At 60.4% G+C, this 15,369-nt stretch carries 11 protein-coding genes; 7 read left to right on the top strand and 4 right to left on the bottom strand.

The window, feature by feature from the left end:
- From B2589_RS03215 to B2589_RS03200, 4 genes are all read right to left on the bottom strand, one after another.
- Positions 1 to 280, bottom strand: a 280-nt coding sequence (locus tag B2589_RS03215; protein WP_286815595.1) for a hypothetical protein, incomplete at its 3' end; no start/stop codon positions are given.
- A 76-nt stretch (positions 281 to 356) separates the two neighbouring features.
- Positions 357 to 1,973, bottom strand: coding sequence for an acyl-CoA carboxylase subunit beta (locus B2589_RS03210; protein ID WP_286815594.1), 1,617 nt, complete (start codon positions 1,971 to 1,973; stop codon positions 357 to 359).
- Between the two features lie 9 nt (positions 1,974 to 1,982).
- Positions 1,983 to 2,849, bottom strand: a complete 867-nt coding sequence (locus B2589_RS03205; protein ID WP_058341365.1) for an SDR family oxidoreductase — start codon at positions 2,847 to 2,849, stop codon at positions 1,983 to 1,985.
- Positions 2,850 to 3,117: 268 nt separating this feature from the next.
- Positions 3,118 to 4,914, bottom strand: coding sequence for an acyclic terpene utilization AtuA family protein (locus B2589_RS03200; RefSeq protein ID WP_286815593.1), 1,797 nt, complete (start codon positions 4,912 to 4,914; stop codon positions 3,118 to 3,120).
- A 132-nt stretch (positions 4,915 to 5,046) separates the two neighbouring features.
- Between B2589_RS03200 and B2589_RS03195 the strand changes: the two genes are divergently transcribed.
- From B2589_RS03195 to parE, 7 genes are all read left to right on the top strand, one after another.
- Complete coding sequence (locus B2589_RS03195; protein ID WP_094623865.1) at positions 5,047 to 5,667, top strand: TetR/AcrR family transcriptional regulator; 621 nt, start codon at positions 5,047 to 5,049, stop codon at positions 5,665 to 5,667.
- 217 nt (positions 5,668 to 5,884) lie between these two features.
- Positions 5,885 to 6,949, top strand: a complete 1,065-nt coding sequence (locus tag B2589_RS03190) for a hypothetical protein (protein ID WP_286815592.1) — start codon at positions 5,885 to 5,887, stop codon at positions 6,947 to 6,949.
- A 58-nt stretch (positions 6,950 to 7,007) separates the two neighbouring features.
- Entirely contained in the window at positions 7,008 to 8,018 is a 1,011-nt protein-coding gene (locus tag B2589_RS03185) for a putative solute-binding protein (protein ID WP_199458019.1), read from the top strand.
- 15 nt (positions 8,019 to 8,033) lie between these two features.
- Positions 8,034 to 10,085, top strand: coding sequence for a TRAP transporter large permease subunit (locus B2589_RS03180; RefSeq protein ID WP_286815591.1), 2,052 nt, complete (start codon positions 8,034 to 8,036; stop codon positions 10,083 to 10,085).
- Between the two features lie 141 nt (positions 10,086 to 10,226).
- A complete protein-coding gene (locus B2589_RS03175) occupies positions 10,227 to 12,827 on the top strand; it encodes a S8 family serine peptidase (RefSeq protein ID WP_286815590.1) in 2,601 nt (866 codons plus the stop codon).
- Positions 12,824 to 13,321: a protease complex subunit PrcB family protein gene (locus B2589_RS03170; RefSeq protein WP_286815589.1), complete on the top strand. Its 498-nt coding sequence runs from the start codon at positions 12,824 to 12,826 to the stop codon at positions 13,319 to 13,321. The genes B2589_RS03175 and B2589_RS03170 overlap by 4 nt, the downstream gene beginning before the upstream one ends.
- A 100-nt stretch (positions 13,322 to 13,421) precedes the next feature.
- The gene (gene parE, locus B2589_RS03165; protein WP_199458021.1) at positions 13,422 to 15,317 is read left to right on the top strand and encodes a DNA topoisomerase IV subunit B; all 1,896 of its coding nucleotides are present in this window, start codon (positions 13,422 to 13,424) and stop codon (positions 15,315 to 15,317) included.
- Positions 15,318 to 15,369: the final 52 nt, after the last annotated feature.

Below are 15,369 nucleotides of genomic sequence, written 5' to 3'. Positions count from 1 at the left end.
CATCCATGGCTCCGCACATTTTCTGAAGGCCCCACACCACACCCGCTTGAATTAAAGACTTTGGTGCATCCTGCCAGCAATTTGTGAGTGCGGTGCAGCTGATGCAGTGCTGTGACACACCTTGGTTGAGTTTGATAAGCCATCTCGAAAAAGATGTTCCCGTGACGTCGAGTAGAACCATGTGGGATGAGCTGTCCAAAAATCTTCGAAGGCCATGGATGGCCGGAGAGAAGCGCACATGGATGTGCTTGTAGCGGTTTTTGGACAGCTCATCCCACATGGTTCCAACTACTGAACAACAATCCACGAGGCGGGCTCCACCCAAAATAAAACACCAGGTGAAGCCAGCTCCCCACCTAAAACCGAGCCACGCCGTAAGAGTTGGGCCGTAGCTGCCGTTGCTCGGCCTCGCGGCAGACTGACAAAACCAGGGCCAGAACCCGTCGGGTATCCCGTGGGTCGATCAGGCCGTCATCCCACAGCCGTGCGGTGCCGAACAGGGCGGTGGAGCCGTCTTCGAGTTTCTTGGCGGTGGCCTGTTCCAGGAACGCCAGGGTCTTCTCGTCGGGTTCGATGCCGCTTTTGCGTTGTTTGTCTTCGGCCACAATACGCATCACCTTGCCGGCCTGGGCCGGGCCCATGACGGCGGTGCGGCTGTTGGGCCAGGCGAAGATGAATCTCGGGTCCAGGCCCCGGCCGCACATGGCGTAGTTGCCGGCGCCGTAGGAGCCGCCGACCACCACGGCGATCTTCGGCACCCGGCAGTTGGCCACGGCTTGCAGCATCTTGGAGCCGTGTTTGATGATGCCGTTCTGCTCCGAGTGGGTGCCCACCATGAAACCGGTGGTGTTGTGCAGGAACAGGATGGGCGTGCCGGCCTGGTCGCAGAGCTGAATGAACTGCGCCGCCTTGGTGGAACCAGCCGGGGTGATCGGGCCGTTGTTGCCGATGATGCCGACACTGTGGCCCTGGATGCGGATGGTGCCGCACACGGTCTGGCTGTCGTATTCGTTCTTGAAATCCAGGAACCGGGAGCCGTCGGCGATGCGGGCGAGGATCTCGCGCACGTCGTAGGGCTTCTTGGCGTCGGAAGGAATCACCCCCAGCAGTTCTTCTGCTGGATAAAGCGGCTCGTCCCACTGAGGTTCCTGGCGCAGTGGCAGGTTTTCATTCCAGGGCAGGGCGCCGAGAATCTCCCGGGCCTGGCGGATGCCGTCGGCGTCGTCTTCGGCCAGGTATTCAGCGGTGCCGGCCACGGTGGCGTGCATTTCTGCACCGCCCAGTTCTTCATCGGTGGCGACCTCGCCCGTGGCCGCTTTCAGCAGCGGCGGGCCGGCCAGGAACATCTTGGCCTGCTCGCGTACGGTGATTACATAGTCCGACAGCCCCGGCTGATAGGCGCCACCAGCGGTGGCGTTGCCGTGAACCACCGTTACTTGCGGAATACCGGCAGCCGACATGCGGGCCTGGTTGGCAAAGCCCCGGGCGCCGAGCACGAAAATGTCGGTGGCGTAGTTCAGGTTGGCGCCACCGGATTCCGACAGCGAGACCACCGGAAGTTTGTTCTCCATGGCGATCTGCTGCAGACGCAGGGTCTTGTCCAGGCCGGCGGGTGTAATGGTTCCGCCCTTGATGGCGCTGTTGCTGGCCACCACCAGACAGCGCACCCCGGCTACCCGGCCAATGCCGGCAATAATGCCGCCGCCGGCCATGGAGCCGTCTTTGTCATCGTGCATCTTGTAACCGGCGAGTGAACACAGCTCCAGAAACTCACTGCCACGATCCAGCAGCCGATTGATACGATCCCTCGGCAGCAGCTTGCCGCGCTTGGTGAACTTCTCCCGGGCCGATTCCGCCAGGTCCAGAACCTTCTGTTCCACATCCCGGAAGGTGGAGATGTGCGCTTCCATGGCCTCCACATTGGCCCGGAACTCGTCAGACTGGGGGGTTATTGTTGTTTCCAGTACCTGCATGGGAAATCCTCAGTCGTCACTCAAAACTTTCGGCGTTACCGCCCGATGGAAACCGTTATAGGGCTCGTTATTCTTCGCCTTCGGCATCGGCCAGACACGCCCGCCCTGAGAAGCCGCCCCGTCAATCCGCAGGCAGTCACCACTGATAAATGCCGCGCCCGGGCTAAGCAGGAAACAGATAGCCGAACTCACCTCCGACTCCGTCCCCATCCGCTTGATCGGCACCGCATCCGCCAGGCTGCGAATCCACGACTTCATATGAGCCGGGTAATTATCCATCCCGCTGGAAGCAATCCACCCCGGCGCCACCGCATTCACCCGAACCCCGGAAGGCGCCCACTCAACCGCCGCCGTCTGGGTAAAATTCACCATCCCCGCCCGTGCGGCCCCTGAGTGGCCCATGCCCGGCATACCACCCCACATATCCGCCACAATGTTCACAATCGAACCACCGGTTTTACTTAACGCCTGGGTATAGGCCTCCCGGGAAATCAGAAAACCGCCGGTCAGATTGGTGCGCACCACCGTTTCCCAACCTTTCTGATTAATCCCCGTCAGCGGAGACGCAAACTGCCCGCCGGCGTTATTTACCACCCCGTTCAGCCCACCGTGGGTCTCGATAACGGCCTTCACCGTCGCCTTGACCGATTCCTCCTCGCGAATATCGCAAGCATGGGCGCTGGCAATGCCGCCGTCGGCCTCAATCTCGGCTTTTACCGCATCGACCTTTTCCTGCTTACGACCAACGAGAGCAACTTGAGCACCGAGGGCCGCCAGTTCGTGGGCGGTACAACGGCCAATTCCAGAACCACCACCGGTCACAATAAACACCTGGCCTTCAAACAGCCCCGGCCGAAGAACAGACTGATAACTCATAAAAAGTCCTTATCAAAATAAGCTGAATCCACGTAAAACGTCGGAGCGCCCCGCTGGGGGAGAGCCCTACAAAAATGTGCGGAGCCATGGATGGCGGAGCAGAAGCGCCACAGGGGCTCAGCCGAGCGTTTATGAAGCGAAGCTTCATGCGACAGCTGAGCGACCGCAATCTGTGATTGCGGGCCGGACCCCGAAGGGGTGCCGCAGGAGCGCTTTTTGTAAGGCCAACCCCCGCTGGGGTGCTTGCACCGAAGCGAATAAAATGAGTTCACTGGGAGATCAGCCCATCAGGCACAGGCACCGGAAACTCCAGAAGCTGCTGCGCAAAAGCCTTACCCTGCGGATCAATCCGAAGCGAAGCCACACCACCGCCACCCAGACTGTGCTCCAGCAAGAAATTGAACGCATGCAACCCCGGCATCGCCCAGCGCGTCACCTTGCCAGACTCCGGATTCAGCGTATGGGCCATCCACTGGGCCACCGCCTGCTCCGTCAACGCCGCCTCAATAAACGGCAAAAACTCCGGATCCCGCGCAATCACCCCGATATTGCTGTGATCACCCTTATCACCAGACCGCGCCCAGGCCAGTTTGATCAGCGGCACCGTCGTGTCTGTTGAAACCTCCATCCGGGACTCCGGCTCAGCAGGCAGCGAACCCGGATCGAATCCACCGTCGGTAACCACAGCCACTTCGGATTTCTCACCAGCCAGCTCCACCGAAACCGCCACTTCGGACTTCGGCACCAGGCAGGAATACAAACGAATCTTCGGCCACACCGTCGGACGGCCACCGACAATGCCGGTAATGCCCGGCGCCATGCCCGTGGCCGCCTGGGCAATTTCCCTGGAGAACAGCACCAGCGCCTTCTTGTTCGGGTGGGCGGTGGCAATCTTCACTACCACTTCCCGGCACTGGTCGCCCCGGCCGTGGGCACCGTAAGTGGTTTCGGTGCCCAAAAGCTCAATGCTGGTTTCGGAATAGTCCGGCAGGCCACGCTCGGCAAACATCGCGGATGTCTTCGCCAGAATGGCTTCGGCCACTTTCTGCGCCTTCGCCTTGGCATTGATGCCTCCCAGCAGGAAGGTGACCGTGCATTTGAAGCCATCCGGCCAGGTGCCGGATACCTTGTAGCTGTCGGTGGGCGGCAGGCCCTTCGCACCAATAACCCGAACCCGATCCTTGCCGGTTTCCTCCAGAGTCACCTGAGTGAAATCACAGGTAACATCCGGCAACAGATAGGCCCGTGGGTCACCAATCTCGTACACCAGCTGTTCGCTCACGGTGCCCAGGCTGACCAGGCCACCGGTACCTTCTGGCTTGGTGATCACAAAGTCGCCGGAAGCGCTGACCTCGGCTATCGGAAACCCCATATTGGCGTAGCCGTCGGCCACCTGGTCCCAGTCGGTAAAGTTGCCGCCGGTAGACTGGGCGCCGCATTCCAGCAAATGCCCCGCCAGGCTGCCTTGGGCAAGCCTGTCGTAATCGTTCCAGCTCCAGCCGAATTCATGCATCAGCGGCGCCAGCACCAGGGCGCTGTCCGCCACCCGGCCGGTAATAATGATGTCGGCGCCCTGTTCCAGCGCGGCCACCAGGCCCGGCGCGCCCAGATAGGCGTTCAGGCTGACCATCATGCCGGGGAAGGGCTGGCCGGTGGTCATCTCGGTGATGCCGGCATCGGCCAGCTTCTTTTTCTTCATCAGAAGGTCATCGCCCAGTACCACGGCGATTTTCAGGTCCACGCCCGCTTGCTCGCACAGGGCCTGCAAGGCATCGCGGCAGGCAACCGGGTTCACGCCGCCGGCGTTGGTCAGTACCCGGACGCCTTGCGCCTTGATGTCGCCCAGCAGCGGAGCCATGACGGTTTCCACGAAATCCCGGGCATAGCCCTGAGAAGGGTCTTTCATCTTCTGGCCTGCCATGATTGACATGGTGATCTCGGCCAGGTAATCGGCTACCAGGTAATCAATGTTGCCCTGTCGTACCAGCTGGGCGGCAGCGGTTTCCGTGTCGCCCCAGAAAGCGGCGGAGCAGCCGATGCGGATAGGTTTGTCGGGTTGTGCCATGTTGTTTGCCTTGTTCTTTGCGCCCGGCGATTGCGGACTGGTGCAACGATGCCATCGACAATACCAAGCAAGCGCTTGGTTTGTAAACAGGCAAATCTCGGGTAGAATAAAAAGTCCCAGCAAGACAACCGGATGGCCTTTGTGAACCAGAACGAGATTCTTCAGTCCCTCATCGCCGAACAGCTTGTTTCCGACCCCGCCAGTGCTCGCGGGCGCTTGTTGAAAGAGGCGGCCAGGTTATTCCGGGACAAAGGCTATGAGCGCACCACAGTGCGCGACCTGGCAGCAGCAGTGGGTATCCAGTCTGGCAGCCTGTTTCATCACTTCCGAACCAAGGAAGAAATCCTGAAAGCGGTGATGGTGGAGACCATTCGCCTCAATACCGCCTTGATGCACGCGGCCATGGAGCAGGCTGGCACCCTGCGGGAGAAGCTCCGGGCGCTGGTGCGGGCCGAGCTGGAGTCCATCAACGGCCAGACCGGTGAGGCCATGGCGGTGCTGGTGTATGAGTGGCGGAGTTTGTCTGAGGAATCGCAGGCGGAAGTACTGGCCCTGCGGGATCACTATGAAGGCCTGTGGCTATCGGTGCTGGAGCAACTGCGCACGGAGGGCAGTATCGATGCGGAACCGTTCATTGTGCGCCGGATGCTGACCGGGGCCCTGAGCTGGACGGTGACCTGGTACCGGCCGGAGCGGGGCGGATTAACGCTCGACGGGTTGACTGATCAGGTGCTCGCAATTATGAAGTTGTAAAATATTCATTCACATACTTAAAAAATTTTCTGTGTCCCCTGATTTTTGGCTGATTCAAAACCTATTGTTTTATATCAATAAATTTCTCTTTTCTTGATTTCCATTCAGGCCATTGGCCTGATCGGCATATCCATTTCGGCAATCGAGCCATTTCTGTCTGACAGCAATCGCCGCATTCTTGCACCCACAACAACAAAGCAAGAAAGGTCGTCGAACTATGATCTCCTCACTGTTTTCTTACATGCGTGCTTGCCCGTCTCGCCTTCGCCAGACAGCGACCGCGGGGGCCGTGCTGTTGCTGGCCGGCTGTTCTGCAAACCCGATCTACACCACCACTGGCGTGGTGCTTTCCAATTACTCGGAGTCTGAAGCAACACCCTACGTGATGCAGATGTCGGATCCGAAGATGGCCTGCGCCCTGGGCGAGGGTGTCGACCCCCTCATGTATTCATTCTCCCGGGTAACCTCTGCACCGGATACCACCGGTTCCCTGCTGATGCTGCTGGCGGCCAACTGCATGGAATACCGCACCTGGGAAGCCGAGCTCGATTACCTGCGGGCCGATTTCAGCGGTGACATTCCTGCCGCCAAGGATGCCCGTGAAAAGGCCCAGCGACTGCACGCCCAGACCGCGAAGCGCCGTTACCAGGCGTTCCAGCGTGCGATGGCGGCCTACGATTTTGATCCTTCGGCAGAACCTCTGGAATGTCCGTTCCTGTTCAGCGAACAGGACGAGCTGACCTTCCTGCTTGGCTTGCTGACCGGTATGCAGGCGATCGTGAACGATTCCAACTCCGGTGCCATGGCTGGTGTGCCCCGCAACATTGCGCCCCAGGCCGAGCGGGCAGCCCAGTGTGTAGACAACGAAAAGTGGGGCGGCCTGCCCAATGCCGTTCGTGCACTGGTGTGGCTGCTGCTGCCGGATACCCGTCCGGAACTCGCCCCCGACCCCTGGCAGGTGCTGGAGAACAGCGCCGAGCTGGGTGTGCAAACCGGTATGCGCGCTTCCCACGCCTTGCAGGCTGTAGCGGCTGAGACCTTCGGTCGCCCGCAGGTACTGGCCGATGCCATCGCCAGCTTCGCAGAGGCGGACGGTCGTATCGAGGTGTGGGACGAGTACCGACTGGTTGATGAGGTGGCCCGGGGCGTTGTGACCTTCTCGTCTGACAAGCACTGGACCGCCAATTACGGGCACCGCACACCGAAGAGCTACTTCGGCAAGATGAGCCCGGAACGCAGCACCGAAAACGTTGAAACCATGGACCTGGACGGCCTGCTGTAGCAGCGCCGTCCGGCACGAAAACCTTATCCACAAACACAAGAATGACCCGGAGGTCGTCATGATCCGCAAATCCCTTGCCGCTTTGTCCCTTGCTGTGGCCGCACCGCTGGCTTCAGCCCAGACCGTTTCCATGTGCGTGTTCGATGTCATCGGCGCCAATGGCGATGTGTATAACCTGGTAAAAGACTACGCTCTGGAAATGAAAGCCCACGGTGTGGACTTCGAGCTCAAGCCTTACACCGATGAAGGCGTGGCTGTAGGCGACTTCAATGCCGGCCAGTGTGATGCGGTAGCGGCTACCGATATCCGTATCCGTCCGTTCAACAAGTTCACCGGTAGCATCAGTGCCGTGGGTGCCATCCCCACCTACGACGACCTGAAAACCCTGCTGGCCACCCTGGCCCAGGCCAAGGCGGCGCCGCTGATGAAAGACGGCGGCTATGAAGTTCTGGGTATTGTGCCGGCCGGCGCCGGTTACCTGTTCGTGAACGACCGCAGCATCGACACCGCCGGTGAACTGGCCGGTAAGCGCATGGCGACCCTGGACTACCAGAAAGACGCCATCCACATGGTGAACTACGTGAAGGCCACCGTGGTGCCCTCCGATATCACCAACTTTGCCGGTAAGTTTAACAACGGCTCGGTTGATGCAGCCTACGCCCCGGCCTTCGCCTACGAGGCGCTGGAGCTGTACAAGGGGATTGGCGACAAGGGCGGCATTGTGGATTACCCGCTGGCCCAGCTGACCATCCAGATTGTTGCCCGTGATGAAGTGCTGGACGACGACACCGCCCAGAAAGCCCGTGATGTTGCCTGGGGTATGTACCCGCAGGCCATGAACCTGATCCAGGGCCAGGAAGAGGGTATTCCGGACGAGCAGTGGATTCGTATTCCCGAGAAAGACATCACCGGCTACCAGGAAATGTTCCGCGAGAACCGCCTGGAGATGCGTGACGGTGTGAACAACGCACCGAGTGTCTATCACCCGAAAATGATGAGCCTGCTGAGCAAGATCCGTTGTGCCAGCAATCCGGGTGCTTCCGAGTGCACCGCGGCTAACCGGGAATAATCGGAGACACTGACGATGAACTGGCGAGCGATGACCGCTACCGGCGCAAGGACGCTCTACCCCGTGCACAGGCTGCACGGGGTAATCCTGCTGCTGTTACTTCTGGCGACCCTGGCGCTGGGAATGGGCAACTCGCTCCATTCCAGGCTTTTGTGGATAGGCGAGCAGGTATGGCCCAACTATTACCTGCTTAACCCGGATGCAACCGAGCCTACCTGCAACCTGTCTGTTGATATCGACACGGAAGTGGAACGCCGGGTAGCCGCCTACAAGCCGGACCCGGACGATCTGTTCAGCTCTCCGCCTAACCCCGAGGCCATACGTAAGTCCCTGCAAAGCAACCTGGCCCTGTGTGAGCAGCGTCACCTGCAGTTCGCTGAAAACCAGAAGCATGCCACCTGGGCGTTGGGTGTGTTCAAGGATATCGAGCAGGGGCTGGCAGACTTTCTGCTCAAGAACATCGACCTGACAAAGTTCCTGTTCATTGGCATGTTTGCCATGGCTGCGGCCATCTCGGCGCTGGATGCGGACCACATTGCCTTGCGCTTGCCGAGAAACCGGGCGGAATGGCGCCTGAGCCAGGGTTCCCAGTTTGTGGTGAACGGGCTGATGCTGCTGTCGCTCAGTGCCTACGTCGGGCGACTGCATGCATCCCCGGGGGCCGGTGACACCATAATTCTGCAATATGCCTGGTCGCTGGTGTTCGGGCTGTTCATGGTGATCAACGCCATCCGGTTCCTGTTCGTGCCGGAGCGCATGAAAGCCGGCTCCCTGGCCATGTCGTCGGGGCTGGTGGTGCCGCTGTACTGCACCATGGGCCTGATCGCCATGAGCTACTTCTTCTTTGTAGACGGCTACAGCTCAGGCCTGGCGATTTACTTCGGCATGATGTCGAACCTGTCGTCCATGTTCATCAACATCGGCCTGTATGTGCTGGTGGGCATGATGCTCAAGCAGACCCGGGTGCCGGAGCTGTTGCTGAATGTGCTCAAGCCGTTCAACCTGCCTGCACCCATGCTGGCCTCGGTGATTATCTTCGCCACCGCTTTCCCGACGGCCTTCACCGGCGCCTCCGGTATCTTCATCCTGGCTGTTGGCGGGGTAGTGTACGACGAGCTGCGTCGCGCCGGTGCAGGCCGGCAGCTGTCGCTGGCGACCACGGCGATGTCCGGCAGCCTGGGTGTGGTGCTGAATCCTTGCTTGCTGATCGTGGTGGTAGCGGCCCTGAACAAGGAAGTCACCACCACCGAGATGTATGGCTGGGGTTTCTGGGTGTTCATTATGTCGGCTTCCCTGTTCTCCTTCATCGTCTGCAAGACTGAAGGTAACTGGAAACCGCGGCCGGCCCCGGGTGCCGTTCGTGCAGCCGTGCGTGAGCTTGGCCCCCTGATTCCCTATGCCCTGACCGCAGCCGCCGTAATCCTGGTCATCTGGGTTGTACTCGGGCTTCAGTTCAATGAATACAGTGCGCCACTGATTCTGCCGCTGGTGATGCTGGCTGTCGTGATGCTGGATGCCGGCAAGGCAGGCCAGGAAACCGGCCAGTCCAGAACCCAGGCGTTCTTCGATCGCAGCAGCTCTGCTGCCAGTGATTCGGCCGTACATATCGGCGCCTTGCTGGCCCTGATCGGTTTCTCGATCTGCCTGGGCGGGATTCTAGAGCGTTCCGATATCGTACACGCTCTGTTCCCCGAAAGCCTGACCAGCCCCTGGTTGGCCATGATGGTGATCGTGCTGATGCTGACCGTGATCGGCATGGTGATGGACCCGTTCGGTGCCGTTATCCTGGTATCGGCTACCATCGCCCAGCCGGCTATCCAGATTGGTATCGACCCGCTGCACTTCTGGATTGTGTGCCTGGTGGCGTTCGAGCTGGGTTATCTGAGCCCGCCGGTGGCCCTTAACCACCTGCTGACCCGGCAAGTGGTAGGCGAAACCGAAGTGCTGGCTGCCGAGCGCACCGGTTCCTTTTGGCATCGCTATCAGCGCCTGCTGTTGCCGCTGGCGGTAATGGTACCCACGCTGTTACTGGTGGCGTTTGTGCCCATGCTTTTCTACGCTTTATAAGCGCAGTAGCATAAAAAACCCGCGAAGCTCTGCTCTCGCGGGTTTTTTTACGATCAGGCTGGTGCAATATGCCTGTAAGGGTCGGTCACGGAAGATTGGCCGTATAACCGGTAAACCTGTTGATAACGGAAAACATGCCCCGTGAAATATCTAAGTCGATCTGTGGTTCTGGTGTCAGGGATGGCGGTGTTGGCCGGCTGTGGTGGCGGAGGCTCCGGTTCGTCGGTGCCTGCTTTGCCGCCTTCGCCGCTGTCTGGTGTGATCAGTATTGAGGCGAACAGCCGGGTTGACCAGGATACGATGAACCAGCTGGGGCTTGACGGCGCACAAGCTGCAACCGGCATACAGGCTCTGCCTGCCAACTTTGTGCTGGCCGGCTATGTCAGCGGGGCGGCAGGGACCTATCCTTCCGCCCCTGACCAGTGTCAGCCTTTCGCCTATGCAGAGGATGCGGTGGACGAGTACTCGGTGCCCCTGGCGGCGGGGGAGACACTCGTTCTTGAAAGCTTTGGCAGCTGCCTGGCTGACCCGGAGCTCGAGTTGGTGGTTGAAGGCGCCGGCCCGCTGCCGGCCTCGGTTAACGGTGGCCCTGCCCGTTATACCCTCACAGCCGGCGATAGCACGGAATACCGCGTAACGGTGCGCAACACCGGGAATGCGCCCGCCCGCTACATACTGGCCAAGTCGGTTGCTTTTGGTGCCGAAGGGATGGCGTTTGACTGGCCCCGCTATCGATTTATTGAAGGCGAGGCCGTTGTTGCCCTGGCCGACGATGACACTGTCCGAGCTGCCATGGCGACACCTGCCGCTGAAAAAGCCCGCGCCCTGGGAGCGGGTAAATGGCTGATGACCATGCCCGGCAACCGGGTTCGCAGCGCACAGGCCGGGCCAGTGGCCGATGATACACTGAACTGGATCCGGGAGTTGCGGGCGACGCCCGGTGTGCTGTCGGCTACGCCTAACTACGTGGTTTCCAGCCAGCAAACCGGCACACCGGTGTCTGAACCGCTGTACACCCGGCAGTGGCATTATGACCTGATCAACGGGCCTGCGGCCTGGCAGCTGGCGCCGGGCGGTGGCGCTGGTGTAAACGTGGCGGTGCTGGATAGCGGATTATTGAGGCTGCCTTCCGGCGCATGGCATCCAGACCTGGACAGCAATGTGCAGTTACGGCCCGCTTACGACTTTGTTGATGGCGATACGATTCCTGCAGACCCGGGCAGCAGCGTTGGCGGCGATGTGTTCCATGGTACCCACGTAGCCGGCACGATTGCAGCCGTGGTGAATGATGCCGGCAGTGGCGGCGTGGCTTACGGAGCGGGGCTGGTTCCGGTACGGGTGCTGGGTGAGGGGGGCACAGGCTCATCTGCAGACCTGATTGCGGCCATCAACTGGCTGGTGGCCGGGAGCGGCGGCCAGCCCTATGCAGACGTGGTCAATATGAGCCTGGGTGGTTTGCCCAGAATTACCGAGCTGGAGCAGGCAATCGCGGCGGGAGTCGACAAAGGAATGGTTTTCGTGGCCGCTGCAGGCAACGCAGCTACGTCAACTTTGTCCTATCCGGCAGCATCTCCTAACGTGCTCGCTGTCAGTGCCGTGGACGGTGGAGGCCAGCTGGCTGGCTACTCCAATTTTGGCAGCTGGATTGACCTGGCAGCCCCCGGTGGTGATGCCAGCCGCGACGGCAACCTAGACGGTGCCGGTGACGTGGTCTGGAGTACCAGTGGTGAGCGGGACGGAGGCGTTTCCATTGCGGGTTACCGGGGGCTGCAGGGTACTTCTATGGCCTCGCCCCATGTGGCGGGCGTGCTGGCGCTGATGAAGGCCCGTGACCCGGCCATGAACTATGACAAGGTGCGCGTTTGGCTTCAGGGCGGGCAGATGACGGACGGCCAGGCACGCCGGAATGACACCCTGGGTTGGGGTGTACTGGATGCGGCCCGGGCAGTTTCTGCGGCCGGTACCGGCTTTGCGGATACCATTCTTTCGGCATCGCCGGCCCTGGTTTCACTCAGTAACGAGGGCGAGCAGAGCGTATCGGTAGAGCTCAGCGTTTTCGGCGATGGTAATGTTTCCAGCCTGTCGCTGGGTGATATGCCGGCCTGGATAGACGTCACCGGGTGCCAGTCCGCGCCGCCATGCGCACTGCAGGTAACGTTGCTCAAAGACCAGCTCACACCGGATGAACCGGCCCGGGGCTCTATCGTGGTGAACTACCAGGTAGACGGTGCCAGTGCAGATCCGCTGTCCATCCCGGTCATCGGCCAGCTGGTCAGCGACGAACAGGCCCGAAACGCCGGCCGACACTTCGTGCTGCTGGTTAACACCGAGCCTGATGAAAATGACCTGTACATGGCCGAATCTCAGGTGACCCTGGATGCGGAAAACGGCGTCTATTCGTTCCGCTTCGAGAACGACGATGGCGAAGAGCCGCAGCAGCTTCGCGAGGTGCGCCCGGGAGACTACTATCTTGTAGCCGGCAGTGACCTGGATGGTGACGGAATCATCTGCCAGCCGGGCGAGGCCTGCGCCGAATATCCGATTACCGGCTTGCGGGAGGTGATTACCATCGAGGAAGGCCAAAGCCTCTCGGATATCCGCCTGACCACCGGTTTCTCCCGGCCCACGATTTCTGCGGCTTCACCGGATATACTGCCCCGGCCCGGTTTTCAGGGGTATCAGCTGAGGACTCCGGAGACACAAACTGGCCCGGCCGACAATCGAATCAGGATGACGCAATGAACCGATTTCCCCTTAAACCTGCAACCGCAGTACTCGCTGCCACGCTGCTGGCGGCCTGCAGTGCTAATGCCCCCAAGGAAGCCCAGCCTGCGCCGCAGGTGCGGCAGGTTACCCAGTCGGCCCATTGCGGCCTGACCGGTCCCGGTTTGGCGCCGGTCAGCTCGCCGGAAGCGCTGGAAAACCTGTTGGGTGTCAGTGGCCAGAATATGGCCACCGGCGTGATCCGGCAGGTGGACCTGGCGTCAGAGCAGCTCATCATCGTGACTCTTGGGCAGAAACCTACGGCCGGGTACAGTGTCGGCCTGCAGGATGTCCAGTGGCAGGAGCCAGTACTGAAACTGGCGATGCAGGTGAATTCACCGGCACCGGATATGATGGTGGCGCAGGTGATTACCTCACCTTGTGTGGTGCTGGCGGTGAAGGGCGACCACTGGCAAAGACTGGAAGTGTCTGGCCTTACGCCGCAGCCCATCGTCAAAGCCGCTGGAAAGTGACGCGGTCCGGCACCGGCACAAAACAACCGTTGATCTTTCAGCGTGAATCCCTAAGCTATGGCTCAGCTATCACGACCAATTGCGGAGTCATGCCGTCCCTATGAGCCAGCAACAATATAACGCCGACGCTATTGAAGTCCTCAGTGGCCTGGACCCGGTGCGCAAGCGCCCGGGCATGTACACCGACACCTCAAGGCCCAACCACCTGGCTCAGGAAGTGATCGACAACAGTGTGGATGAGGCACTGGCCGGCCACGCCCGCAGAATCGACGTAGTGCTTCACAGTGACAATTCCCTGAGCGTGGAAGACGACGGCCGGGGTATGCCCGTCGATATTCACAAAGAACAGGGCGTGCCCGGGGTCGAACTGATCCTGACCCGCCTGCACGCCGGCGGCAAGTTCTCTGAAGGTAACTACAACTTCTCCGGTGGTTTGCACGGTGTGGGTGTCTCGGTTGTGAATGCCCTGTCCACCCACCTGGAAGTGCTGATCAAGCGTGACGGCCAGCTGCACCGGATGACCTTCGCCAACGGCGATAAGGCTTCCGAGCTGGAAGTGGTCGACACTGTTGGCAAGCGCAACACCGGTACCCGCCTGAAGTTCACGCCGGATCCGAAATACTTCGACAGTCCCAATTTTTCGGTCAGCCGCCTGCGCCATAACCTGCGCGCCAAGGCCGTACTGTGCCCGGGCCTTCGGGTGACCTTCCTGCAGGAAAAGACCGGCGAAAAAGACGAGTGGTTCTACGAGGACGGCCTGCGGGATTATCTGCGCACGGCGCTGGCGGATATCGAAGCGGTCCCGCTGGAACCGTTTACCGGCAGCTTCTCCGGTAACAAAGAAGCCGTAGACTGGGCCATCCAGTGGTTGCCGGAAGGCGGCGACGCGGTGATGGAAAGCTACGTAAACCTGATTCCTACCGCCCAGGGCGGCACCCACGTAAACGGCCTGCGTACCGGCCTGCTCGAAGCCATGCGGGAATTCTGCGAGTTCCGCAGCTTGCTGCCCCGGGGCGTTAAGCTGTCACCGGAAGATATCTGGGAGCGGGTGGCCTATGTGCTCTCGTTCAAGATGCAGGAACCCCAGTTCTCCGGCCAGACCAAGGAGCGTTTGTCGTCCCGCGAAGCCGCGGCGTTCGTATCTGGCGTGGTCAAGGATGCTTTCAGCCTGTGGCTGAACCAGCATACCGACATCGCCGAGGTACTGGCCGAGCTGTTTATCAGCAATGCCCAGCGCCGTCTGCGGGCCAGCAAGAAAGTAGCCCGTAAGAAAGTCACCTCCGGCCCGGCTCTGCCCGGCAAACTGGCCGACTGTTCCGGCTCGGACACCAATCGCTCGGAGCTGTTCCTGGTGGAAGGGGACTCGGCTGGCGGTTCTGCCAAGCAGGCCCGGGACAGGGAATTCCAGGCGGTCATGCCGCTGCGGGGCAAGATCCTGAATACCTGGGAGGTGGATTCCGGTGAAATCCTCGCGTCCCAGGAAGTTCACGACATTGCCGTTGCCATCGGTGTAGACCCCGGTTCTGATGACCTGGCCGGCCTGCGATACAACAAGGTATGCATCCTGGCCGATGCCGACTCCGACGGCCTGCACATCGCTACCTTGCTGTGTGCGCTGTTCGTGAAGCACTTCCGGCCGCTGGTATCCGCCGGCCATGTGTTTGTCGCCATGCCGCCGTTGTACCGGGTGGATCTGGGCAAGGAAACCTTCTACGCCCTGGATGAGCACGAGAAACAGGGCATTATTGACCGGCTGGAAGCCGAGAAGCGCCGGGGCAAGCTTCAGGTAACCCGCTTCAAGGGCCTGGGTGAGATGAACCCGCTTCAGTTGCGGGAAACCACCATGGCCCCGGATACCCGCCGCCTGGTGATGCTGACCCTGGAAGACGGTGATGACACCGACGAGCGTATGGACATGCTGCTGGGCAAGAAGCGCGCCTCGGACCGCCGGGCCTGGCTGGAAGCCTACGGCAATATGGCCGACGTTGCGGTTTGATATTCCTTAATAAACTATAAAAATCGATAGTTATTCTTTCTCAGAATTTGTC

It is taken from the genome of Marinobacter sp. UBA3607, assembly GCF_002375525.1.
GTDB classification, from domain to species: Bacteria; Pseudomonadota; Gammaproteobacteria; order Pseudomonadales; family Oleiphilaceae; genus Marinobacter; species Marinobacter vinifirmus.
Note: the sequence above shows the minus strand (reverse complement) of the source record. Positions and strands in the feature narration are given on the sequence as shown.